General features: G+C 43.0%; 21 protein-coding genes. All 21 read left to right on the top strand.

What is annotated here, in order from left to right; genetic code table 11:
• Positions 1-101 precede the first annotated feature (101 nt).
• The 21 genes from rimP to FQ087_RS09615 all read left to right on the top strand — a co-directional run bounded on the left by rimP (position 102) and on the right by FQ087_RS09615 (position 22869).
• Entirely contained in the window at positions 102-578 is a 477-nt protein-coding gene (rimP, locus tag FQ087_RS09715; protein WP_149580245.1) for a ribosome maturation factor RimP, read from the top strand.
• A 22-nt stretch (positions 579-600) separates the two neighbouring features.
• Positions 601-1797 carry a transcription termination factor NusA gene (gene nusA / locus FQ087_RS09710; RefSeq protein ID WP_149580244.1) on the top strand — a complete coding sequence of 399 codons (1197 nt, stop codon included), beginning with the start codon at positions 601-603 and terminating at the stop codon, positions 1795-1797.
• An 18-nt stretch (positions 1798-1815) separates the two neighbouring features.
• Entirely contained in the window at positions 1816-2094 is a 279-nt protein-coding gene (gene rnpM, locus FQ087_RS09705) for an RNase P modulator RnpM (RefSeq protein ID WP_067211155.1), read from the top strand.
• The gene (locus FQ087_RS09700; RefSeq protein WP_149580243.1) at positions 2091-2468 is read left to right on the top strand and encodes a YlxQ family RNA-binding protein; all 378 of its coding nucleotides are present in this window, start codon (positions 2091-2093) and stop codon (positions 2466-2468) included. The genes rnpM and FQ087_RS09700 overlap by 4 nt, the downstream gene beginning before the upstream one ends.
• Positions 2416-5010, top strand: a complete 2595-nt coding sequence (gene infB / locus FQ087_RS09695; protein ID WP_149580242.1) for a translation initiation factor IF-2 — start codon at positions 2416-2418, stop codon at positions 5008-5010. The genes FQ087_RS09700 and infB overlap by 53 nt, the downstream gene beginning before the upstream one ends.
• A complete protein-coding gene (locus FQ087_RS09690; RefSeq protein WP_067211147.1) occupies positions 5007-5285 on the top strand; it encodes a DUF503 domain-containing protein in 279 nt (92 codons plus the stop codon). Before infB ends, FQ087_RS09690 begins: the two co-directional genes overlap by 4 nt.
• Before the next feature lie 22 nt (positions 5286-5307).
• Positions 5308-5658, top strand: a complete 351-nt coding sequence (gene rbfA, locus FQ087_RS09685) for a 30S ribosome-binding factor RbfA (RefSeq protein WP_149580241.1) — start codon at positions 5308-5310, stop codon at positions 5656-5658.
• Positions 5659-5871: 213 nt separating this feature from the next.
• On the top strand, positions 5872-6783 hold the full coding sequence (truB, locus tag FQ087_RS09680; protein ID WP_149580240.1) for a tRNA pseudouridine(55) synthase TruB: 912 nt from the start codon (positions 5872-5874) through the stop codon (positions 6781-6783).
• Positions 6784-6796: 13 nt separating this feature from the next.
• Positions 6797-7744, top strand: coding sequence for a bifunctional riboflavin kinase/FAD synthetase (locus tag FQ087_RS09675; protein ID WP_149580239.1), 948 nt, complete (start codon positions 6797-6799; stop codon positions 7742-7744).
• A 128-nt stretch (positions 7745-7872) separates the two neighbouring features.
• Positions 7873-8142, top strand: coding sequence for a 30S ribosomal protein S15 (rpsO, locus tag FQ087_RS09670; protein ID WP_149580238.1), 270 nt, complete (start codon positions 7873-7875; stop codon positions 8140-8142).
• A 1060-nt stretch (positions 8143-9202) separates the two neighbouring features.
• Positions 9203-11320, top strand: a complete 2118-nt coding sequence (gene pnp / locus FQ087_RS09665; RefSeq protein WP_149580237.1) for a polyribonucleotide nucleotidyltransferase — start codon at positions 9203-9205, stop codon at positions 11318-11320.
• Positions 11321-11540: 220 nt separating this feature from the next.
• A complete protein-coding gene (locus FQ087_RS09660) occupies positions 11541-12788 on the top strand; it encodes a M16 family metallopeptidase (protein WP_149580236.1) in 1248 nt (415 codons plus the stop codon).
• Positions 12789-12853: 65 nt separating this feature from the next.
• Entirely contained in the window at positions 12854-13135 is a 282-nt protein-coding gene (locus FQ087_RS09655; RefSeq protein ID WP_370456047.1) for a YlmC/YmxH family sporulation protein, read from the top strand.
• Positions 13125-13898, top strand: coding sequence for a hypothetical protein (locus FQ087_RS09650; RefSeq protein ID WP_188006692.1), 774 nt, complete (start codon positions 13125-13127; stop codon positions 13896-13898). The genes FQ087_RS09655 and FQ087_RS09650 overlap by 11 nt, the downstream gene beginning before the upstream one ends.
• A gap of 12 nt (positions 13899-13910) precedes the next feature.
• A complete protein-coding gene (locus FQ087_RS09645; protein WP_149580234.1) occupies positions 13911-14495 on the top strand; it encodes a dipicolinate synthase subunit B in 585 nt (194 codons plus the stop codon).
• Positions 14496-14669: 174 nt separating this feature from the next.
• A complete protein-coding gene (locus FQ087_RS09640; protein ID WP_149580233.1) occupies positions 14670-15695 on the top strand; it encodes an aspartate-semialdehyde dehydrogenase in 1026 nt (341 codons plus the stop codon).
• Positions 15696-15721: 26 nt separating this feature from the next.
• The gene (gene dapA, locus FQ087_RS09635) at positions 15722-16612 is read left to right on the top strand and encodes a 4-hydroxy-tetrahydrodipicolinate synthase (protein WP_149580232.1); all 891 of its coding nucleotides are present in this window, start codon (positions 15722-15724) and stop codon (positions 16610-16612) included.
• 108 nt (positions 16613-16720) lie between these two features.
• Positions 16721-18388, top strand: coding sequence for a ribonuclease J (locus FQ087_RS09630; RefSeq protein WP_149580231.1), 1668 nt, complete (start codon positions 16721-16723; stop codon positions 18386-18388).
• A 151-nt stretch (positions 18389-18539) separates the two neighbouring features.
• Complete coding sequence (locus FQ087_RS09625) at positions 18540-20867, top strand: FtsK/SpoIIIE family DNA translocase (protein ID WP_149580230.1); 2328 nt, start codon at positions 18540-18542, stop codon at positions 20865-20867.
• Between the two features lie 158 nt (positions 20868-21025).
• The gene (locus FQ087_RS09620) at positions 21026-21754 is read left to right on the top strand and encodes a GntR family transcriptional regulator (RefSeq protein WP_149580229.1); all 729 of its coding nucleotides are present in this window, start codon (positions 21026-21028) and stop codon (positions 21752-21754) included.
• Between the two features lie 47 nt (positions 21755-21801).
• Positions 21802-22869: a BMP family lipoprotein gene (locus FQ087_RS09615; protein WP_149580228.1), complete on the top strand. Its 1068-nt coding sequence runs from the start codon at positions 21802-21804 to the stop codon at positions 22867-22869.
• The last annotated feature ends 66 nt before the right edge of the window (positions 22870-22935 follow it).

The following is a 22935-nucleotide window of genomic DNA, read 5'->3' as shown; positions in this document are numbered from 1 at the left end:
AGCCTCCGGCGGATGCCACAGATTTTGTAGTGAAGTAAATCTACTTAATCTGGGCGCAAATACGCCGAGGCGTATTTGATTAATATTTCGGGAGGGCTAAGATGAGTAATATTACGGAAGAAGTCGTAAAAATCGCCATTCCAATTATAGAAGAACTAGAATTGGAACTTGTCGATGTAGAGTTCGTTAAAGAAGGAAGAGACTGGTTTTTACGGGTCTATATCGATACACCTAACGGAAGCATCGATATTGATCAGTGCTCTCAAGTTAGTGAAAAGTTGAGTGAAGAGCTTGACCGTACTGATCCAATTCCGCAAAACTACTTTCTTGAAGTGTCTTCACCAGGTGCAGAGCGTCCGTTGAAGAAGGAAGAAGATTTTCAAAAAGCGATTGGACAGTTCGTATTCATTAAAACTTACGAAGCCATTAATGGTATGAAAGAGTTCGAAGGTTATTTGTTAGCGTATGGTCCTGAGGGTGCAGAAGTCGAAATGCGCATTAAGACGAGGAAATTGACTGTAGTAATCGACAAGGAAAAAATCGCACTTGCCCGTTTGGCTATCGACTTTTCCGCATAATTGAATAGTAGGAGTGATTAACATGAGCAGTGATTTACTCGATGCATTAACAGCCCTTGAAAAACAAAAAGGTATTTCTAGGGACGTGTTAGTAGAAGCAATCGAAGCGGCACTTGTAACAGCGTATAAACGCAATTTCAATCAGGCACAAAACGTGCGCGTTGATTTGAACCTTGATAAAGGGACAATGAAAGTCTATTCAAGAAAAGACGTTGTCGAAGAAGTCCAAGATGAGCGTCTACAAATTAGTCTTGAAGATGCACATAAAATCAACCCTTCTTATGAACTTGAGGATGTTGTTGAAGAAGAAGTCACGCCACGTGATTTCGGTCGTGTTGCAGCACAAACTGCGAAGCAAGTTGTAACGCAGCGTGTGAGGGAAGCGGAACGCGGAATTATCTATGAAGAGTTCGTCGACAGAGAAGATGATATCGTCAACGGAATTGTCGAACGTCTTGATGCACGAAATCTGTATGTAGGTCTTGGGAAAGTGGAAGCTGTTTTACCGGTAGGGGAACAGATTCCAACAGAAACGTATAAACCCCACGATCGCATCAAAGTCTATATTACAAAAGTTGAACGTACATCACGTGGTCCGCAAGTGTTCGTGTCAAGAACACATCCAGGACTTCTGCGCAGGCTGTTCGAAGCTGAAGTACCTGAAATTTTTGAAGGTATTGTAGACATCAAATCGATTGCACGTGAAGCTGGCGATCGCTCAAAAATTTCTGTCCATTCGAATAACGACGCAGTAGATCCTGTTGGTTCATGTGTAGGTGCAAGAGGTGCGCGGGTTCAATCGATTTCTAATGAACTGAACGGCGAAAAGATTGATATCGTCGAATGGTCAGAGGATCCGGCTATATTCGTAGCAAATGCACTGAGCCCGTCAAAAGTGATTGACGTTCAAGTGAATGAAGAAGATCGATCGACAACGGTTGTTGTTCCTGACTATCAATTGTCACTGGCTATCGGGAAACGTGGTCAGAATGCAAGACTTGCTGCTAAAATGACTGGTTGGAAAATCGACATTAAGAGCGAAACGGATGCACGCGAACTTGGAATTTATCCGTCAGCTACTAGTGCGTTAATCATAGAACAAGTCCAGTTGGATGAAGACGCGAATGAAAGCGATCCATACTTTGTTGAAGATGAAGTGACAGAAGACATTGGAATTGAAACAATTGATCTGTATACGGATACGGAAAACGAAGACTGAGAGGGAGGATGTGCACACATGACAAACATGAAAAAAATTCCTTTGCGTAAATGTGCGGCGACAGGAAATATGTTCCCTAAAAAGGAAATGATCCGCATCGTCCGCCCGAAAGAAGGAGAAGTTTCAGTTGATCTCACTGGCAAGAAGTCAGGCCGCGGGACATATGTGTCTAAATCCGAAGAAGCAGTTGAATCCGCGCGCCGTAACAGATCGATTGAAAGTCAACTTGGGACGGCAGTACCTGAACAGGTATTCGAGGATCTTCTCCACGCAATCCGCCGGGAGGCATTAAAATGACAGATCCGAAAAGGATTTATCAAATGCTTGGCATGGCGGCGCGGGCAAGAATGCTTATTATGGGTGAAGATTTGGTTGTTCGGGAAATTCGTGCTGGCAAAGCGCGTCTTGTGATTGTATCAGAAGACGCATCTAAAAATACGATGAAAAAATTAACTGATAAAAGTGCGTTTTACAACGTTGAGAGACATGTTTTCGGGACTCGAGAAGAGCTTGGACATGCAGTTGGAAAAGAGGCGCGAGTGGTACTTGCGCTAACGGATGCCGGTTTTGCTAAAAAAGTATCCGAGCTACTCAACGATTATAACCGGGGGTGGACTAATGACGAAAATACGTGTACACGAATACGCGAAACAAGTGAATCGGACGAGTAAAGAAGTCATTGATGAACTTGGAAAGATAAATGTAAGTGTTACAAATCACATGTCGACATTAGATAATGATTCAATTACAAAGCTTAATACTAAATTTAGTAGCACTGTTAATAAACAAAGTGCACCAAAAGTAGAAGCGAAGGGTGCTGAACAAAAAATGACTCCAAAACCAACACAAGGTTCAACAGGCGGCAATCGCCCAACACAAGGTTCAACAGGTAGCAATCGTCCAACACAAAGCTCAACAGGCGGCAATCGCCCATCACAAAGCTCAACAGGCGGCAATCGCCCAGCACAAGGTTCAACAGGCGGCAATCGCCCATCACAAGGCTCAACAGGCGGCAATCGCCCATCACAAGGCTCAACAGGCGGCAACCGTCCAGCACAAGGTTCAACAGGTGGCAATCGCCCAGCACAAGGCTCGACAGGCGGCAATCGCCCATCACAAGGCTCAACAGGCGGCAACCGTCCAGCACAAGGTTCAACAAGCGGCAATCGCCCATCACAAGGCTCAACAGGCGGCAACCGTCCAGCACAAGGTTCAACAGGTGGCAATCGCCCGGCACAAGGCTCGACAGGCGGCAACCGCCCGGCACAAGGTTCAACAGGTGGTAACAACCGTCCTGCAGGAGCACCAGGTGGCAACAGTCGTCCAAGTGGCGGCGGTGCACCGAACCGTTCAGGTGGTGGTGGTCGCGGTGGTCGTCCACCGGCACGTGGGATAAACCAAGGGCGCAGAAGATATCGTCCGGCGAACCCGATTCCAAAAGTTGAAAAACCGTTACCGGAAAAAATTACTTTTTACGAATCACTGTCAGTTGCTGAACTAGCGAATAAACTGGGACGTGAACCGTCTGGAATTATCAAAAAACTCTTCATGCTTGGTATCATGGCAACAATCAACCAAGAACTGGACAAAGATGCGATTGAACTCATCTGTGCAGATTATGAAGTTGAAGTTGAAGAAGAAATTCGTATCGATGTAACTGATCTAGAGACATATTTCGAAGAGCACGAAGAAAAAGCAACTGCTCAAACGGAACGTCCTCCAGTCGTCACAATCATGGGCCACGTCGATCACGGGAAAACGACGCTTTTGGACTCGATTCGAAATACGAAAGTTACACAAGGCGAAGCGGGTGGTATCACTCAACATATCGGTGCCTACCAAATCGAAGAAAAAGGCAAGAAAATAACATTCCTTGATACACCAGGTCACGCGGCGTTTACAACTATGCGTGCACGCGGTGCGAAAGTAACTGATATTACAATTCTTGTTGTTGCAGCAGATGATGGTGTTATGCCACAAACAATCGAAGCAATCAACCATGCGAAAGCGGCTGAAGTTCCGATTATCGTTGCAGTGAATAAGATGGATAAACCTTCTGCAAATCCAGACCGTGTTATGCAAGAATTAACAGATCAGGGCCTTGTTGCTGAAGCATGGGGCGGAGATGCAATTTTCGTACCAATCTCAGCATTAAAAGGCGAAGGAATTGACCAGTTGATTGAAATGGTTCTTCTTGTTGCTGAAGTTGCAGAACTAAAAGCTGATCCAAATATCCGCGCACGCGGAAGTGTAATTGAAGCTTCTCTTGATAAAGGTCGCGGTGCTGTTGCAACGCTTCTTGTACAAGACGGAACGCTTCGTGTAGGTGACCCGATAGTAGTGGGTAACACATACGGCCGTGTACGTGCGATGGTAAGTGATATTGGACGACGCGTAAAAGAAGCTGGCCCATCTACACCAATTGAAATTACAGGGCTAAGCGATGTACCTCAAGCTGGAGATCGTTTTGTTGTCTTTGAAGACGAGAAAACAGCACGTCAAATCGGGGAAACTAGAGCCGGTGAAGCGTTGCAAGATCAACGAGTTGAGAAAACACGTGTAACACTTGATAACTTGTTTGATCATATGAAACAAGGCGAAATCAAAGAATTGAACTTAATCGTAAAAGCAGACGTTCAAGGTACGGTTGAAGCAATGGCATCTTCACTCATGAAAATTGAAGTTGAAGGCGTCAACGTTAAAATCATCCACACTGGTGCTGGTGCGATTAATGAATCTGATATTTCACTTGCTGCAGCATCAAATGCGATTGTTATTGGATTCAACGTTCGTCCAGACGTCAACGCGAAACGCGCGGCTGAAGAAGAAGGCGTTGAAATCAGACAACACCGTGTTATCTATAAAGTGATTGAAGAAATCGAATTGGCAATGAAGGGTATGCTTGATCCTGAATATGAAGAAAAAATCATCGGACAAGTTGAAGTCCGCGAAACAATTAAAGTGTCTAAAATCGGAACGATTGCGGGAAGCTATGTAACGAGTGGTAAAATTACTCGTGACTCAAGCGTTCGTATTGTCCGTGACAATATCGTCATTTTCGAAGGCGAAATAGATACGCTGAAACGCTTTAAAGACGATGTAAAAGAAGTAGCAAAAGGCTATGAATGTGGAATTACAATCAAAAACTTTGATAATATTCAAGTAGACGATGTTATCGAAGCCTTCGTTATGGAAGAAATTAAACGAGTATGATTGTCTATGCGGAATGTTCATTCTTCATTCCGGAGGCGGCTTCATTGAAAGAGAAGCGGTCTGTTTTAAAGCGGATGACGGACAGAGTCAAAAATGACTATAATGTCTCCATCTCAGAACTAGATCATCAGGATCTGTGGCAACGAACAACAATCGCTCTTGTTGCCGTTGCCTCATCAAAAGATGCAGCTGAGCGTGAAGTTAGGCGGGCGATCCGGCTTTTGGAGTCAAATCCAGAATGGGAATTGTCCAACTTAACGCTCGACTATTATTAAAACGGGATTGGGGTGACCATCCATGACAATGCGTGCTAATCGTGTTGCAGAGCAGATGAAAAAAGAGCTTGGTGAAATCATCGGTCAAAAAATTAAAGATCCACGAATCGGTTTTGTTACAGTAACCGATGTCGAGGTGACTGGTGATCTTCAACATTCAACGGTTTACATCTCTGTTCTTGGAAAAGATTCGGAAAAAAAAGATACGCTGAGAGGGCTGAATCAGGCGAAAGGATATATTCGTACTGAAATCGGCAAGCGGATCAGGCTTCGAATAACACCCGAGATTAAATTCGAATTCGATAGTTCCGTTGCATACGGAACTCGGATCGAATCACTTCTTAAACAGGTGAAAAGCGAAGATACAGAGTAAGAAAAGAGTAGGGTGCCGTTTTACGTGCTCAGGTCTTAAGTAGGCCTGCTCCGCCTCGTACTAACTGCAGAGCGGGACTGATTTATGACCCTAGCGAATGGCGCCCGGAATCTCGCCAATAAATAAATGAAAAAAGGAGGAAGTCGGTGTCCACAAGGACTTTCCGACTTCCTCCTTTTACATATAATAGGAACTTCGAAGGTGGCGATATGTATGGACGGAATACTTCCTCTATGGAAAGAAAAAGGTATGACTTCGCATGATTGTGTCTTCAAATTGCGGAAAATTCTTGGTACGAAAAAAGTTGGACATACCGGTACACTTGACCCGAGCGTTGAAGGTGTATTGCCGATTTGTATTGGACAGGCGACGAAGGTGGCTGAATACGTTACCGATTCTGGCAAGGAATATATTGCGGTTGTTTCCATAGGAACTGCAACTGAAACGGAAGATGCAGACGGGGCGGTAGTCACTAGTGACTTGTCCCCAAAACATATTACACGAACGGAAATTGAAGCAGCGCTTACGAAGTTAACTGGTGAAATTGTCCAAATCCCACCAATGTATTCTGCAGTAAAAGTAAACGGTAGAAAATTATATGAATATGCACGTAAAGGAATTGAAGTTGAAAGGCCTGAACGAAAAGTATTCATTCATGAAATTGAATTGTTGGATACTGTACAATGGTATGAAGGTGAAACAATCTCTTTCCGTATCAGGGTTGCGTGCGGAAAAGGAACGTATATCCGAACGCTTGCTGTCCAAATAGGGGAACTGCTTGGTTTCCCTGCGCATATGGCCGCACTTGTCAGAACATCGTCAGGAACTTACGTGCAGACAGACTGCAGGACGTTGGATGAAGTGAGGGCACTTCAGGAAGAAGGACAAATCGCAACGATACTTCGACCTCTTGAAGATGCACTTAGTAGTTTCGCGACCGTTGAAATCAGTGAAGAGCTCATTGAAAAAGTGGAGAATGGTCAAGTATTGGATGAGCATCCACTACTTGAAAGTGAAGAGTCAATCGTATTTATGAATGAAGGCAAGGCACTTGCAGTATACAAGAAGCATCCTACCAAGCTTGGTCTCATGAAGCCTGAAAAGATGTTTCCGTTGAACAGGTAAGGGGGCGACTACAATGGACATCCACAAATTGCATTATCCAGGAAAAGTTACGATTGAAAGTGATTCGCATTATTCCCTTGCGATCGGTTTCTTTGACGGATTGCATATTGGACATCAGACAGTGATCAAGGAAGCGAAAAGAAAAGCCGAAGAACTTGGTATTCGCTCGGCTGTTATGACATTCGATCCACACCCATCTCATCTATTTGGTGACGGTGAAGATAAGGTTGGTTATATAACGCAGTATCCGGAAAAAATTAGGCTGCTTCGTTCCATGGGTATCGATGCTTTGTTCATCGTGACATTTGACTGGGCGCTTGCTTCTCTTTCTCCTAAACAATTTGTCGATATTTTCTTGAAAGAGCTACATGTTTTGCATGTCACTGCAGGATTTGACTATACATTCGGTTCGAAGGGAGCGGGTACAATGGAACAGATGGATGCATTATCAGACGGGGAATTTGGTACAACTGTTATCAAAAAAGTAACTGATAACGAGGAGAAGATTTCCTCTACTCGAATTAGGCAACTTCTTTCAAGAGGAGATGTTGGGGAGACCACATCACTTCTCGGCAGACCTTTTCGGACAGTTGGCGTGGTTGTTGATGGTGAGAAAAGGGGACGATTGCTTGGATTCCCAACTGCAAATGTCTTACCCGAGAGTGGAACTGTGTTACCTGCAAATGGTGTCTATGCGGTGCGTTTCACTGTGGATGAAAAAACGTATGAGGGCGTATGCAATGTTGGTGTGAAACCGACGTTCCATGACCCAAGTGATATGCAGGCTGTCGTAGAGGTGCATGTACTCAATTTTGCCGGAGATCTCTATGGCAAAGAAGCATTTGTAGACTGGATTGGACATATCCGCGATGAGCAAAAATTCGGCTCTATCGATCTTCTTGTTGAACAGATAGAAAAAGATAAAATCAGTGCAGAAGAGATTCTAGCAACACATCGATGATTGTTGCGTTTCAAAAATAAGCATGGTATTATAAAAAGGTGCTAATGTGCACAAACCATTCCTTGGCATCGCGAATCACCAACGCTTGCTCGGGAACCGGGGATATCTTACTATTGGAGGTGAAGAAGATGGCTATCACACAAGAACGTAAAAATGAATTGATCAATGAATATAAAATTCATGATACTGATACTGGATCAGCAGACGTACAAGTCGCTGTCCTTACAGAAGAGATCAATAACCTGACAGAACATTTCCGTCTTCATAAGAAAGACAACCACTCACGTCGTGGTCTTTACAAAATGATCGGAACTCGTAAAAGACTTTTGAGATACTTACGAGACAATGAAGTTCAGCGTTACCGTGATCTTATTGCTAAACTCGGCCTTCGCCGTTAATAAGATGACTATCGAAAGTGGGCCTTGTGCCCGCTTTTTTTGCGTTTTTTTAGGTGCTTTGATTTTGTTATGACCGCCATAGAGCTTGTTATGCTCGCCACGGGTGCCTTTATGACCGCCATGTGGCCTGTTATGCTCGCCATGGCTTCGATTATGACCGGCATCAGCCTTATTATGACCGCCACAAGTTTAATGACTCAAAATCTTTTCAATGCGTTTACTTTAAACAGACAGCTCCGCAATATACGTAAGCTAATATTGAACTTGTAGATTGTTCATTTAAAATAGCCTTAAAGAGGTCTTCTTGGATGAATCACTTAGGAACGGAGGATTCTAAGCGGGTTTAGCATAAGAATATACCAGCTGTACATAATAGGAACGGTCAATTTTCTTTTTGATCCGGCACAACAACCTACAATGAAAAGAGGTCTTTTTGATTCAGCCTGGTCATTGTGGAGTAAGATAGATGAAAACCCGATGGCATGGATTGTATCTGAAACTGGTTTCAATATAGACGTGCGCAATGCTCTTAGAGAAATTAAGGAAGAGGCATGATTCCGTATTTAACGGAATAGTTGAATGTAAATACTGGCCACCAATCATTTTACAAACGGTATGGGGTTAGTCGCGATCGCCGCATGCTTTAAGTATCGAAAAAGGTATATAAAATAGCTTTGGCGCCTTACAGGGGCAGCCGAAGCCATGAGACTGGTGACAACGAACGCTATCTGGCTTATGGCGAAAGGCATTTTCTAAGCGCTGTAGCGTTATTCAAAGGATCATGCATTCCCCCTAAATAGCCTTCAACCTAAGTCAGTAGTGGCTATTTTTTAAATCCCCAATTCCACACATACACAAGTATTTTAATTCGCCACTCAAAAAACACATCGATTCCACCTATTCTATACTAGAAACCACAATAAAGTGGTATACTGTACAAATGTGCCATGATGACGGTTAATGATGTAAAAACTTGTGTTCACTGAGCGCTATCACTTACACTACAACTAATACATACACGTATACAGTTCAGGCTGGAATATGGAGAGGGGTTCAATTTATGACAGAGAAAAAAGTTTACACACTTGATTGGGCAGGTCGCCCGTTGACAATTGAAACGGGTCAACTTGCAAAACAGGCTAACGGAGCAGTACTTGTACGCTACGGAGAAACAACAGTACTTTCGACTGCAACATCTTCTAAAAATTCACGGGGGTTAGATTTCTTCCCTCTTACAGTGAATTATGAAGAACGCATGTATGCGGTTGGGAAAATTCCGGGAGGCTTCATTAAACGTGAAGGACGCCCGTCAGAAAAAGCGGTCTTAACAAGCCGACTAATTGACCGTCCGATCCGTCCTTTATTTGCAGATGGATTCCGCAATGATGTTCAAGTTATTTCACTTGTTATGTCAGTTGATCAAGACTGTTCATCTGAAATGGCAGCAATGCTCGGTTCTTCACTTGCATTGTCGGTTTCTGATATTCCTTTCGAAGGACCGATTGCTGGTATCCAAATTGGATTAATCGACGGGAAATTCATCGTTAACCCAACACCGGCTCAATTGGAAAAGAGTGAGCTAGACCTTGTTGTCGCTGGTACTAAAGATGCTATCAACATGGTTGAAGCAGGCGCACAAGAAGTCGCGGAAGATATCATCCTTGAAGCAATTATGTTCGGGCACGGAGAAATCATTAAACTGATTGAATTCCAAGAAAAAATTGTTGCTGAAATTGGCAAAGCGAAAACGGAAGTTGCACTATTCACATTGGATGAAACAATTATGTCTGATATTAAAAATAGCTGTGAAACCGATCTTATCAATGCAATCCAAACCGTAGAGAAGCATGCGCGTGAAGATGCTATCAATGCAGTGAAAAACGAAGTGATCGAACGCTACAAAGAAAACGAAGCGGACGATGCTACGATGAAACAAGTAAAAGGCGTTTTGGATAAAATGGTTAAAGAAGAAGTACGTCGCCTAATTACGGATGAGAAAATCCGTCCTGATGGCCGCGGCCTTGATGAAATCCGTCCACTTGCATCAGAAGTTGGCCTCTTGCCACGTACGCACGGTTCGGGTCTCTTTACACGCGGCCAAACGCAAGCGCTTAGTGTTTGTACACTGGGAGCCCTCGGTGAAGTACAAATCATCGATGGTCTTGGTCTTGAAGAAACAAAACGTTTCATGCACCATTATAACTTCCCGAACTTCAGTGTTGGTGAAACGGGTCCAATCCGTGGACCAGGCCGTCGTGAAATCGGACACGGTGCCCTCGGCGAACGCGCACTTTCGGCAGTTATCCCGAATGACACTGATTTCCCGTACACAATCCGTCTCGTAGCAGAAGTGCTTGAGTCAAACGGCTCATCTTCACAAGCATCAATCTGTGCTTCAACAATGGCTATGTTAGATGCGGGTGTTCCACTTAAAGCTCCGGTTGCGGGTATCGCAATGGGTCTTGTGAAAAAAGGGGACAACTATTCTGTCCTTTCCGATATCCAAGGGATGGAAGATCATCTTGGCGATATGGACTTCAAAGTGGCAGGAACTTCTAAAGGGATTACTGCACTTCAAATGGATATTAAAATTGAGGGTCTTTCACGTGAAATCTTGGAAGAAGCATTGACACAAGCAAAAGTGGGTCGCTTGAAGATTTTAAACCATATGATCACAGCAATTTCAGGACCGCGTGAAGAGCTTTCGGAATATGCTCCGAAAATTATCGTCATCAAAATAAATCCAGACAAGATTCGCGACGTAATTGGGCCTGGCGGAAAAGTGATTAACAAAATCATTGAAGAGACGAACGTTAAAATCGATACTGAGCAAGATGGTACGATTTACATCTCTTCTCCAAATAATGAAATGAACGCCAAAGCGAAAGCGATGATTGAAAATATCGTTCGTGAAGCAAAAGTTGGCGAATATTATATGGCGAAAGTGAAACGAATTGAGAAATTCGGTGCATTCCTTGAACTCTTCCCAGGAAAAGATGGACTTCTTCATATTTCTGAAATTGGAGAAGAACGGACGAAATCGGTTGAAGACGTCTTGAAAATGAACGATGAAATGTTCGTTAAAGTAATTGAAATCGATAACCAGGGACGAGTTAACTTGTCTAGAAAAGTTGTCATTCTTGAAGAAAAAGCAGCTGCTGAAAAAGCAAATAGCTAAATCGACATAAAGTAATCGAATGGAAAGCCCCCCTCTTCAAATGAAGATGAGGGCTTTTTCCTTATTGTTCAGTTGCCAGCGACCTTACGCTCAGGTAATAAGCAAACAAGAGGTGATGTGGTGAACTTATGCTAAGTTCACTAGTCCGAGCAGCTTGCGCTTTTCTTCATTTATCAAATATACTATACAAAAGAATAGAGTTTAAAGGGGGATTCGAGGAATGATAGAAACGCATATATGCCAAAATGGCGTCAGAATCGTCCATGAAAAAATGCCGCATGTACGCTCGGTGGCACTAGGGATATGGGTTGGTGCCGGTTCGGGAGACGAAATGGAATCGGAAGCGGGAATCGCTCATTTTATTGAACACATGCTCTTTAAAGGGACAGCTTCACGAAGTGCGCGTACGATAGCAGAGGAATTTGATCGGATTGGTGGAGATGTTAACGCCTTTACATCGAAAGAAATGACGTGTTATTACACGACAGTACTTGGACATCAAGCTCCCCGCGCACTCTCAATCTTAACCGATATGTTTTTCAACTCGGCGTTTGATGAAGCGGAAATCGAAAAAGAGAAGTCCATTGTCCTTGATGAGCTTGCGGCTGTTGAAGATGCGCCCGATGACGATGTAGATGAAAGATTATGGCCAGTTATGTATCCAGAACAACCAATTGGAAAACCGGTACTTGGAAATGAAGCAACAATAAGTACTTTCAATCGCAAAATGATAGATGACTTCATGGAAAAAATGTACACTCCGGAGCAGATTGTCATATCTGTAGCGGGGAACTATGACAAACGATTAATACAGCTTATTGAAGTTCAGTTCGGTTCGTTCAAACGGGAAAAGAAGGCCGAACACTCGGCACCATTAGCGTTACCTGAATTCCACGGTGGACTTACTTTAAAAGAAAAAGATATTGAACAAGCACATATCTGTCTTGGCTTTACAGGGCTACCTGTAGATGATGAACGAATCCCAGAGTTAATTGTGTTGGATAGTATAATAGGGGGCTCGATGTCCTCGCGACTATTTCAGGAAGTTCGTGAAGAACGTGGTCTGGCGTACTCAATTCATTCCTATTTCTCAGCATATAAATCGACAGGTGCATTCATGATATACGGCGGTACTTCCCCTGAGAATCTAAGGGAATTATCCGATACGATTGATGGTGTTATTGATGCGATCTTAAAAGAAGGCATTACGGAAAATGAATTGCATAATGCGAAAGAGCAGTTAAAAGGCGGCTTCCTACTTGGACTAGAAAGTTCAGAAGCGATAATGCACCGCAATGGGAAAAACGAACTCATTTTAAGGGAACATAAATCTGCAGATGAAGTCGTAGCTCTTATCGATAATGTCGAAATAAGTCAGGTGTATAGAATGGCAAACGACATCTTTGGGGGGCAACGGGCAATATCCATCATTGCGCCAAAGGATGTTCTAAAAGAATTTAATATTTGATTGATGGTGTCAGTCAGTTTTCCCATGTTCCTCTCATATGATGGATGGAGATGAAGGAAAGGGGAATGACGATGCTACTTTCAGAACTTGCTCAAAAAGAGCTTATTCAAGTTGAGGACGGGGTCCGCTATGGTTTTTTGGCGGATACCGACCTTATTTTTAACGGAAAAACAGGCGATATTATCGGATTTGAAATAAAGAAGAAGTTCGGTCGTTTTTCATTCAAGAACCGTCAGGAAGCTTCGGAAGAATTCATACCCTGGCATGAAATTGTCTTGATTGGAGAACATCGTATTTTGTTCGGAAAAACGCATAGTATGGATGAGTTGGCTAGCTATGAAGGATAATAATTGGCTCTTCATTGGAACGGATAGCAGATTGGGAACTTGCAGTAAGATAATGTTTGAACGAGGATTTGCCACTCACCATATTGGAACCAATAATTATTCGGATGAACTTGGTGAAAGAATTGTTGAATATTCGCCAAAGCAAATTGTGTTCCCGATTTTACAAATGAAAGATCCAATCCCTCCGTCATTATTAGAAGAGGGAACGGAGCTCTTTACAGGAGTTGCGTCGGAGGAGTGGTTGAGGTCCTATAAAGGGGCGGGACTGTCAATCCATTCCTATTTTAAAGAAGAGCAATTCATTTGGCAAAATGCGAAACTGACTGCCGAGGGATTCATTCATGAATACTATGCACGTACTAAACGGTGCATTTCAGGGACTCATTTTTCAATAGCAGGTTTCGGTAAGGTTGGCAAGGCAACAGCGCATGCATTGGCGTCTTTAGGGGCCATTGTGACCGTCGTTGCTAGGGCTGACGCTCAGCTCGGTGAAGCCTGTTATCACGGATATAAGACCGAGCTGTTAACGGATGATTGGGCAATGAAAGATGAGATTTTGATCAACACGATTCCCGCTAAATGGCTTGCTGCTACTAAGAACCCCAGTCTGCACATTTATGACCTTGCATCAGCCCCGGGCTGCCTAAAGGCGCAGCTTTCATCTGAATACTATACAGTACTCCTCGGATTACCGGGAAAACACTTTCCTGTAGATGCAGCAGTCGCTTTAGCGGATGCGCTCGAGAGAATGTATAGAAGATGAAAGGGGAACACGATGCTAAAGGGAAAGAGAATAGGTCTGGGGATTACGGCTTCACATTGTACGTATGAGGAAATCATACCAGTAATTACTGCACTAAAAGACGCAGGAGCTGCAGTCGTACCCGTTATCACTCACTCTGTTTTGACAGCTGCAACGCGTTTCGGAACTGGAGAAGAATGGATAGAACGAATTGAAAAGGCAACAGGCGAGAAAGTCATTTCTACGATTGTTGGAGCTGAGCCATTCGGTCCGAAAACCCCAGTCGATTGTATGGTTATTGCACCGATGACTGGGAATTCTATGAGTCGATTTGCCAACGCGGCGACAGATTCACCTGTATTGATGGCTGCCAAAGCTACACTACGAAATGACAGTCCTGTCCTCATTGGGATTTCAACAAATGATGCACTCGGTTTAAACGCAATGAATCTTATGAAACTACTCAATATGAAAAATGTCTTTTTCATCCCGTTCGGACAGGACGATCCGTTGAAGAAGCCAAACTCACTTATCTCCGATTTCACACTCATGGTACCTGCGGCAGCTGCTGCCCTCGAAAAAAGACAACTTCAACCGTTATTAATCATTCATAATTAATTAAAGAGCAGAATAATCGAATATATGATATAATTCCTCCAATGAACTGCTAACGGTGTAAGGGATTATAGTGTTTCTGCTTATCGTGCCGTTTTTTGGGCAATGTGGAAAACAGCATAACATTTGCATAATCTGATTATTTGTAAATCCGTATGAGCCGAAAGGGAGATAGAGATGAAAAAAATGAATGTTGCAATAGTTGGAGCGACGGGGGCAGTTGGTACGAAAATTCTTGAGAAATTACTTGAACGTGATTTTCCTGTCGCATCTATCAAGTTACTAGCATCGAAACGGTCTGCTGGAACAGAGATTACGGCGGGCGGTTATAACTATATCGTTGAAGAAACTGTTCCAGAATCATTCGCCGGCATCGATATTGCTTTTTTTAGTGCGGGCGGTGCCATTTCTGAAAAGTTTGCACATGAAGCAGTAAAAAGAGGTGCGGTTGTCATCGATAATACAAGCGCATTCCGAATGATAAAAGAAATTCCGCTAGTTGTTCCTGAAGTGAACACTGAAGCTTTAAGTGGACATACAGGAATCATCGCTAACCCGAACTGTTCAACGATTCAGATGGTTACTGCATTACAACCAATTCGTGAGAAGTTCGGTCTAAATCGAATCATTGTTTCCACGTATCAAGCAGTTTCAGGTGCAGGTTCCGAAGCAATTGATGAATTGGAAAATCAAAGTGTACAGTTTGAAAACCGTTCGAAAACAGAAGCAACTATTTTACCATCTGCTTCAGCAGAACGGCATTATCCAATCGCATTCAATGCGATTCCCCAAATTGACGCATTCGATCCTTCAGGCTATACACTTGAGGAACTTAAAATGATAAATGAAACAAAAAAAATATTTAATGATCAAAAATTGGCCGTGTCAGCGACTTGTGTGCGCCTACCTGTCGTTACAGGGCATTCTGAGTCAGTATATATTGAAATTGGTAAGGACGGAGTATCCGTAAAAGAGCTTCATGCTTTACTTGAAAATGCGCCAGGCGTCGTCGTCCAAGATGATCCATCTAAACAATTGTACCCGATGCCATTATTCGCCGAAGGAAAAGATGAAGTGTTTGTGGGTCGTATTCGAAAAGATCCAAACCATCCATCAGGATTCCACCTGTGGATTGTATCGGACAATCTTCTTAAAGGTGCGGCGCTTAATTCTGTGCAAATTGCAGAAACTTTGATTAACTAATAAATCAAAATGAAGGGCTGATAAATATGGAACTTGGACGCGTATCGACGGCAATGGTCACACCTTTTTCATCAACGGGAGACATTGATTACGACAAAACTGCAAAACTGATTGATCATCTGATTGCGAATGGAAGTGATTCATTGGTCGTGTGTGGTACGACTGGCGAATCACCTACACTTTCTGTAGAAGAGAAGGAAGCACTTTTTGCATTAACTGTAAAAATAGTGAATAAGCGCGTACCAGTCATCGCAGGGACGGGTACGTTTTCTACAAGAGAAACTGTCAAGCTTACACTGATGGCGGAACGAGTGGGGGCTGACGGTATTATGCTCGTCGCACCTTATTACAACAAACCTGATCAAAAAGGAATGTACGCTCACTTTTCGCATGTTGCAGGGGAAACCAGCCTGCCAGTTATGTTGTACAATATCCCAGGACGATCTGCCGTAAATATGATTCCAGAGACACTTATCGCTTTATCAAAAATAAAAAATATCCGAGCGGTAAAAGAAGCGAGTGGAAGCCTCGACCAGATAGTTGACATCATCTCTGGGACGGATAACGGATTTTCAGTCTACAGTGGGGACGACGCGTTGGCGTTACCTACCCTTGCAATAGGTGGAAAAGGTATCGTGTCGGTCGCCTCACACGTTGCAGGCAATGAAATGCAACGGATGATTGCAGCGTTCAAGGACGGACACACGGAACAGGCGGGTGCGATGCATAGAACGTTACTTCCTTTATTCCGAGCAATATTTTCCGCACCCAATCCGGTAATGGTGAAATACGCACTAGAAAAACTGGGAGTTGAAACTGGGGGAGTCAGGTTGCCACTGATCGGACTCGAAGGCAAGGATGATGCCTTTGATAAAGTCTGGAAAAACTATGAAAAAAACCTTCATATTTTTAATTAAACGAAGCCGGTATCAATTACCGGCTTTTTTTGTTTGTACAGATAGCTCCTGTCCCGTATAATGAAATATAGTCGTTATGGACGGGAATTATTAATAGGAGGAAACAAAGTGACGAAAACTAAAAATGAAATAATTAGAATCATTCCACTCGGTGGAGTTGGAGAAATCGGTAAAGCGATGTACGTGGTCGAAGTTGATGAAGAACTCTTCATCGTTGACGCAGGGCTTATGTTCCCTGAAGGAGAAATGCTTGGAATCGACATCGTCATTCCAGATATTAGTTATATCGAAGAAAACAAAGACCGCGTAAAAGGAATCTTCTTGACGCACGGTCATGAAGACGCAATTGGTTCAATTTCGTACCTATTGCAAAAAGTACAAGCACCTGTCTATGGATCTAAATTGACAATTGCACTAGCGAAAGAACATTTAAAAGTGATGCCAGCACCACCTAACGTCAAGTTTTTTGAAGTTACAAACAAAAGTCGCATGAATTTCAAATGTACATATGTGACATTCTTCCATACGACACACAGTATCCCAGATTCACTTGGAATAGTTTTCCATACAAGTGAAGGGGCGATTGTGCACACTGGCGAATTCAAGTTCGATCAGTCTGCTAAAGGTAAATATCGTCCAGACATTGCGAAGATGGCTGCACTTGGTGAAGAAGGTGTCTTCATTCTCATGTCGGATTCTTCTGAAGCGGAGCGTCCGGGCTACACGACCTCAGAGTCGGTTATTGAAAAAAGTTTATCCAAAACATTCCACGGAGCAGAAGGCCGAATTTTAGTCGCACTGTATGCATCGAACTTTATCCGTATCCAGCAAGTGTTCGACACAGCACTTGAAACAGGGAAAAAAGTTGCTGTCGTTGGGAAAAGTCTTGAAAGTTACTTTGAGGTTGGCTTGAAACTCGGTTATTTAACAATTGAAGATGACATTGTCATTCCGGTTAAAGAAATTGAGAAATATGATGATGATAAAGTTGTAATTATCGTGACAGGTAACAAGGGAGAACCGCTTGATGCCCTTGAAAAAATTGTCCGTAAACAGCATAGAGACTTGCGCATCAAAGAAACAGATACAGTTCTTATTACGTTTACACCATCTCCAGGGATGGAAGTTTCGATGTTTCAGACGATGAATGATCTTGCAAAAGCTGGTGCAAGCGTCCTTACTTCAAGTAAGAATGTCCATGTATCGGGGCATGGTAGTTCAGAAGATTTGAAACTAATGCTGAACCTGATGCAACCCGACTATTTCATCCCTATCCAAGGTGAGTATCGGATGCTCATTGCGCATTCCAAGCTAGCACAGGAAACAGGACTTCAAAAGTCACAAATATTTATTGCGGACAAAGGCGATATTGTCGAATATAAAAATGATAAAATGCGCATGAGTGGACGAGTGCAGGCAGGTAATATTCTGATTGATGGTATCGGTGTAGGCGATGTTGGAAATATCGTTCTTCGCGACCGCAAACTCCTCTCGCAGGATGGAATCTTTACAGTGGTTGTAACACTAAATCGTAAACAAAAGCGCATCGCGGCAGGACCGGAAATCGTTTCGCGCGGATTCGTCTATGTACGTGAGTCCGAAGAGCTACTTGAAGAGTCCGCAAATCTTGTCAGAAAAATTGTTGAGAAGTATGTGAATAAAGAGACGTTCGAATGGACAAACATTAAACAAGAAATACGTGATACGCTTAGCTCGTATTTGTATCAGCAAACGAAAAGAAGACCAATGATTATTCCTATAATTATGGAATATTAATTCAAAAGAAAAGTGCAGGCGTCTTGAGTCTAGACACGAATCTAAGTTGGTAAGCTTCTAACTTATTATTTATTATTAATGCTACAAAGGGTTTCCTTACCGTCTGACCGGTGGGAAGCCCTTTTTTGTAAAAAGGAGGTAACGTAAGAATATGTCTAGGAAAAAAGGAAAGAAGAAAAAGAAAACGACTGGACAGAAAAAGAAGTCAGCTGAGTTACATCCGTTGATCTACGAAGTGATGGGCTTGGGAATGATTGGCCTTGCTATCATCATCATGTTTGAATTCGGTGTTGCTGGGAGAGGACTTTCTTCCTTGTCTAGATTTATTTTCGGGAATTGGCATATTGCAATTCCACTCCTGCTAATTGTTCAGGCGCTTATGTTTATGATTAAACAGAAAGTAGGCGGTTGGAGAAATCGTATTGTGGGAGGCTGTTTTTTCATCTTGGCGAGCTTTGTTCTGTTTAGTCATGTCCATTTATTCAAGGAACTGTATGAAAGCCGCGTTTTAATGTCGGAGTCAGCACTAAAAGAAACTTGGAAAGTACTTATCACAAACGATGGCATCACTTCTAGAAGTGGAGCGCTCGGTGGTGGAATGGCTGGAGCAGTTCTTTTTGCCATGTTCCATGCGTTGTTTGACTCGGCTGGAGCAACGGTTGCGGGGATTTTATTATTTTTAATTGGCGTTGTTCTCTTAACGGGAAAAGCATTTGTCCCATATGTAGCTGAACGCTTCCCGAAACTGCTTAATTCGATGAAGGATTTATTTACAAAAAAAGCGCCGTCAGTTAAAAAGTCTTCTAGCGAACCAAGAACGACACGCTCGAAGAAAAAAGCTAATTCAGGGGATGAGCAATCTGGGCGAAATCTGCCTCCAATTCAGCCGGATATCGAAGAGATTGTATCACAACCAATTATTTCGGCCTTTAGTGAACGGATAGATAAGCCTGTTAAGGATGAACAGGCAGCGGTAGTGGAAGAACAACAACAGGAAGTTGCCTTCGAAGTCAATGCTTATACAGGTGTGACAGGAGAAGAAGAGAATGAATCATACATTTTACCTCCTCCGTCATTACTGAAGCAAACGCCCGTTATCGATCAATCGGAAGAATACAATTCGATTCAGGCGAATGCACAAAAGCTTGAACGAACTTTTCTTAGCTTCGGCGTGAAAGCGAAGGTTACTGAGGTACATCTTGGGCCAGCTGTCACGAAGTATGAGGTGTTACCAGATACGGGTGTCAAAGTAAGTCGTATCGTGAGCCTAGCTGACGACATAGCACTTGCGCTAGCAGCAAGTGGGATTCGAATCGAAGCACCGATTCCTGGGAAGTCTGCAATTGGGATTGAGGTACCGAACAGTTCGGTTGCTGTTGTCAGTTTGCGTGAAGTCATTGAAGCAAAAGAGAATAATCGCCCTGATTCCAAATTAATGATTTCACTTGGACGTGACGTAACAGGACAGGCGATGCTGGCAGAATTGAATAAAATGCCGCACGTTCTGATTGCCGGTTCAACAGGTAGCGGTAAAAGTGTATGTATCAATGGCATTATCGTCAGTATATTAATGCGTGCGAAACCGCATGAAGTGAAAATGATGATGATTGATCCTAAAATGGTCGAGCTGAATGTCTATAACGGCGTTCCTCACCTACTCGCACCTGTCGTCACAGATCCACGGAAAGCATCTCAAGCTCTGAAAAAAGTAGTATCTGAAATGGAAAGACGTTATGAACTGTTTTCTCACACGGGAACTAGAAATATTGAAGGGTACAACGAACATATCGAAGTATGGAACGAAGAGAATGAGGAAAAGCATCCACGTATGCCGTACATAGTCGTTATTGTGGATGAGCTCGCGGACCTCATGATGGTTGCATCTAGTGATGTGGAGGATTCAATAACGAGGCTTGCGCAAATGGCACGTGCTGCTGGAATTCACTTGATCATTGCAACACAACGACCGAGTGTTGACGTTATAACAGGGATCATTAAAGCGAATATTCCGTCTAGAATCGCGTTCGCTGTGTCATCATCAATCGATTCAAGAACGATTTTGGACGGTGGCGGCGCGGAAAAACTACTTGGTAGGGGTGACATGCTATTCTTGCCGGCGGGTGTTGCAAAACCGGTCCGGATTCAAGGTGCATTTGTGACGGATGCTGAAGTCGAGGCAGTTGTTGATTTTGTCATTGAACAGCAGAAAGCCCAGTACCAAGAAGACATGATTCCAACAGAAATAGAAGAAGTGTCACCACATGAAGAAACGGACGAATATTATGATGAAGCAGTTCAACTCGTGACGGACATGCAGACAGCTTCCGTCTCCTTGTTGCAGCGTCGTTTCAGGGTCGGTTATTCGAGAGCGGCACGCATTGTAGACCAGATGGAGATGCGGGGGATTGTAGGGCCGCCTGAAGGCAGTAAACCGCGTCAAGTTCTAATTAGTAAGGATGATACGGATATTTATTCTTAATTAGAATGACTAAATAGGTATATTTGTTCACTTCAAGAAAACATATTTCATTTTTTTTTTGAAGTATTGTTTATTTTATGTGCTAATAGTGATATAGTATGGATGATTAGTAGTGACGTTTAACATCAGAGGTCTGACCTCGTAGAGGGGGAGATTTAATGATGGTAAAGGCGGATCAAAGACATCTGTATGTGCAAGTGATAGAACGTCTGAAAAAGGACATCGAATCTGGCATATTCAAAGAGAATGAACGTTTCCCTTCAGAATTCGAACTTGCCCGTACGTTAGGTGTCAGCCGAGCAACACTTCGCGAAGCACTTCGTGTGCTTGAAGAAGATAAAGTTATCGTCAGAAAGCACGGCGTTGGGACGTTCGTTAATCCAAAGCCATTATTTTCATCGGGTATTGAACACTTGTCCAGCGTGTCATCTATGATTCGGGATGCAGGCATGGAGCCGGGAACGATTTTCATGGATGTTTCAGAAACAGATCCGTGCGAGGAAAGTACGGCAAAGTTCGAATGCGATGAAGATGATCGTCTAGTTACAATCAAAAGAGTAAGGACTGCAGACGGCGATCCAGTGGTTTATTGTATCGATCAGGTGCTTTCAAAAAACCTTCCAGCAGGAACGGAAGAACTATTGAATGAATCCATATTCGATGCAATCGAAAAAACGGGCGCAATCCGTATTGTTCAAGCTGTAGCACACATTGAACCTGTAGGGTATGACGATGAAGCATCGTCCATCCTTAGATGTGGTGTAGATGTTCCGCTTCTAGTCCTCCTGCAGCATCATTACAGTGAGGCTGGCGAAATGGTCCTCTACTCGAAAAATTATTTTCGGGCTGATAAATTCAGTTTCCATGTTGTACGAAAAAGGGTATAAGACGTTAATTCGTCCTACTAATATGAAATAAACAGGGGGTTTCAACAATGAGCAAACGTAAATTTGGTTTGGCTTTATCAATGGTTCTTGCTGCAGGTACACTACTTGGGGCATGTGGAACGGATAAAGCGAAAGAAAAAGAAGGTTCTGCAAGTGCTCCAAAAGAAGATACATTTTCCATCGCAATGGTAACGGATACGGGTGGTGTTGACGACAAATCGTTCAACCAATCTGCTTGGACAGGTATCAAAGAATATGGTGAAGAAAATAAATATACAAAAGGCGATGGCGGTTATGATTACTTACAATCAGCAGAAGACGCTGATTATCTGCCAAACTTTAATAAACTAGTTCAACGTGACTTCGATCTAATCTTCGGAGTAGGATTCTTATTGAAAGAGTCTGTTGAAGAGATTGCTACACAACGTCCTGACAATCATTTTGCGCTTGTTGATGAAACTTCTGAGTTACCAAACGTAGCAAGCCTTATGTTCAAAGAGCAAGAAGGAGCATTTCTTGCAGGTGTTGCAGCTGCTAAGATGACGAAATCCGATAAAATCGGTTTTGTTGGTGGCATGGATATTCCGGTAATCGAGCGCTTTGAAGCTGGATTCCTTGCAGGTGTTGCAGCAGTGAAACCTGAACTTAAAGTTGATGTTCAGTATACAGGCGATTTTGCAAAAGCTGAACTTGGTAAAGCAGCTGCAAACCGTATGTATTCTTCAGGCGTAGATATTATTTTCCACGCTGCCGGCGGTTCCGGTAACGGTGTATTCGCTGAAGCTAAAGAACGTAAAAAAGCTAACCCGGATGAATATGTATGGGTAATCGGCGTTGACTCTGATCAGTACGAAGAAGGTAAAGTAGGCGACGATAATATTACATTGACTTCAATGCTTAAACGTGTTGACATTGCTGTTAAAAACACAGCAGATTTAGCTGCTAAAGGTGAATTCCCAGGCGGAGAAGTAACAACTTTCGGTCTTGCTGACAATGGTATTGCACTTGCTGATTCACGCGGAGCAATTCCACAAGATGTATTAGACGAAGTAGAAAAATTCACTAAGCAAATTGCAGACGGTGAAATCGAAGTGCCAGAATTCAGAGCTAAATAATAATAAATGCAATACGTAATCATGAAGACCGATTTTGTTCGGTCTTCATGATTTCCGTTTAAATTA

The sequence above is a fragment of the Sporosarcina sp. ANT_H38 genome, from assembly GCF_008369195.1.
Classification (GTDB): Bacteria; Bacillota; Bacilli; order Bacillales_A; family Planococcaceae; genus Sporosarcina.
The sequence above is the reverse complement of the archived record's forward strand: the minus strand, read 5'-3'. Positions and strand labels throughout refer to the sequence as shown.

Excerpts from the sequence above, each read along its gene's own strand:
- FQ087_RS09615 (WP_149580228.1), top strand. The coding sequence starts at position 21,802 with ATGAGCAAACGTAAATTTGGTTTGGCTTTATCAATGGTTCTTGCTGCA.
- rbfA (WP_149580241.1), top strand. The coding sequence starts at position 5,308 with ATGACAATGCGTGCTAATCGTGTTGCAGAGCAGATGAAAAAAGAGCTT.
- rpsO (WP_149580238.1), top strand. The coding sequence starts at position 7,873 with ATGGCTATCACACAAGAACGTAAAAATGAATTGATCAATGAATATAAA.
- FQ087_RS09620 (WP_149580229.1), top strand. The coding sequence starts at position 21,026 with ATGATGGTAAAGGCGGATCAAAGACATCTGTATGTGCAAGTGATAGAA.
- nusA (WP_149580244.1), top strand. The coding sequence starts at position 601 with ATGAGCAGTGATTTACTCGATGCATTAACAGCCCTTGAAAAACAAAAA.
- FQ087_RS09640 (WP_149580233.1), top strand. The coding sequence starts at position 14,670 with ATGAAAAAAATGAATGTTGCAATAGTTGGAGCGACGGGGGCAGTTGGT.
- FQ087_RS09625 (WP_149580230.1), top strand. The coding sequence starts at position 18,540 with ATGTCTAGGAAAAAAGGAAAGAAGAAAAAGAAAACGACTGGACAGAAA.
- FQ087_RS09690 (WP_067211147.1), top strand. The coding sequence starts at position 5,007 with ATGATTGTCTATGCGGAATGTTCATTCTTCATTCCGGAGGCGGCTTCA.
- FQ087_RS09700 (WP_149580243.1), top strand. The coding sequence starts at position 2,091 with ATGACAGATCCGAAAAGGATTTATCAAATGCTTGGCATGGCGGCGCGG.
- dapA (WP_149580232.1), top strand. The coding sequence starts at position 15,722 with ATGGAACTTGGACGCGTATCGACGGCAATGGTCACACCTTTTTCATCA.
- FQ087_RS09660 (WP_149580236.1), top strand. The coding sequence starts at position 11,541 with ATGATAGAAACGCATATATGCCAAAATGGCGTCAGAATCGTCCATGAA.
- FQ087_RS09645 (WP_149580234.1), top strand. The coding sequence starts at position 13,911 with ATGCTAAAGGGAAAGAGAATAGGTCTGGGGATTACGGCTTCACATTGT.
- FQ087_RS09675 (WP_149580239.1), top strand. The coding sequence starts at position 6,797 with ATGGACATCCACAAATTGCATTATCCAGGAAAAGTTACGATTGAAAGT.
- rimP (WP_149580245.1), top strand. The coding sequence starts at position 102 with ATGAGTAATATTACGGAAGAAGTCGTAAAAATCGCCATTCCAATTATA.
- infB (WP_149580242.1), top strand. The coding sequence starts at position 2,416 with ATGACGAAAATACGTGTACACGAATACGCGAAACAAGTGAATCGGACG.
- pnp (WP_149580237.1), top strand. The coding sequence starts at position 9,203 with ATGACAGAGAAAAAAGTTTACACACTTGATTGGGCAGGTCGCCCGTTG.
- FQ087_RS09655 (WP_370456047.1), top strand. The coding sequence starts at position 12,854 with ATGACGATGCTACTTTCAGAACTTGCTCAAAAAGAGCTTATTCAAGTT.
- rnpM (WP_067211155.1), top strand. The coding sequence starts at position 1,816 with ATGACAAACATGAAAAAAATTCCTTTGCGTAAATGTGCGGCGACAGGA.
- truB (WP_149580240.1), top strand. The coding sequence starts at position 5,872 with ATGGACGGAATACTTCCTCTATGGAAAGAAAAAGGTATGACTTCGCAT.
- FQ087_RS09650 (WP_188006692.1), top strand. The coding sequence starts at position 13,125 with ATGAAGGATAATAATTGGCTCTTCATTGGAACGGATAGCAGATTGGGA.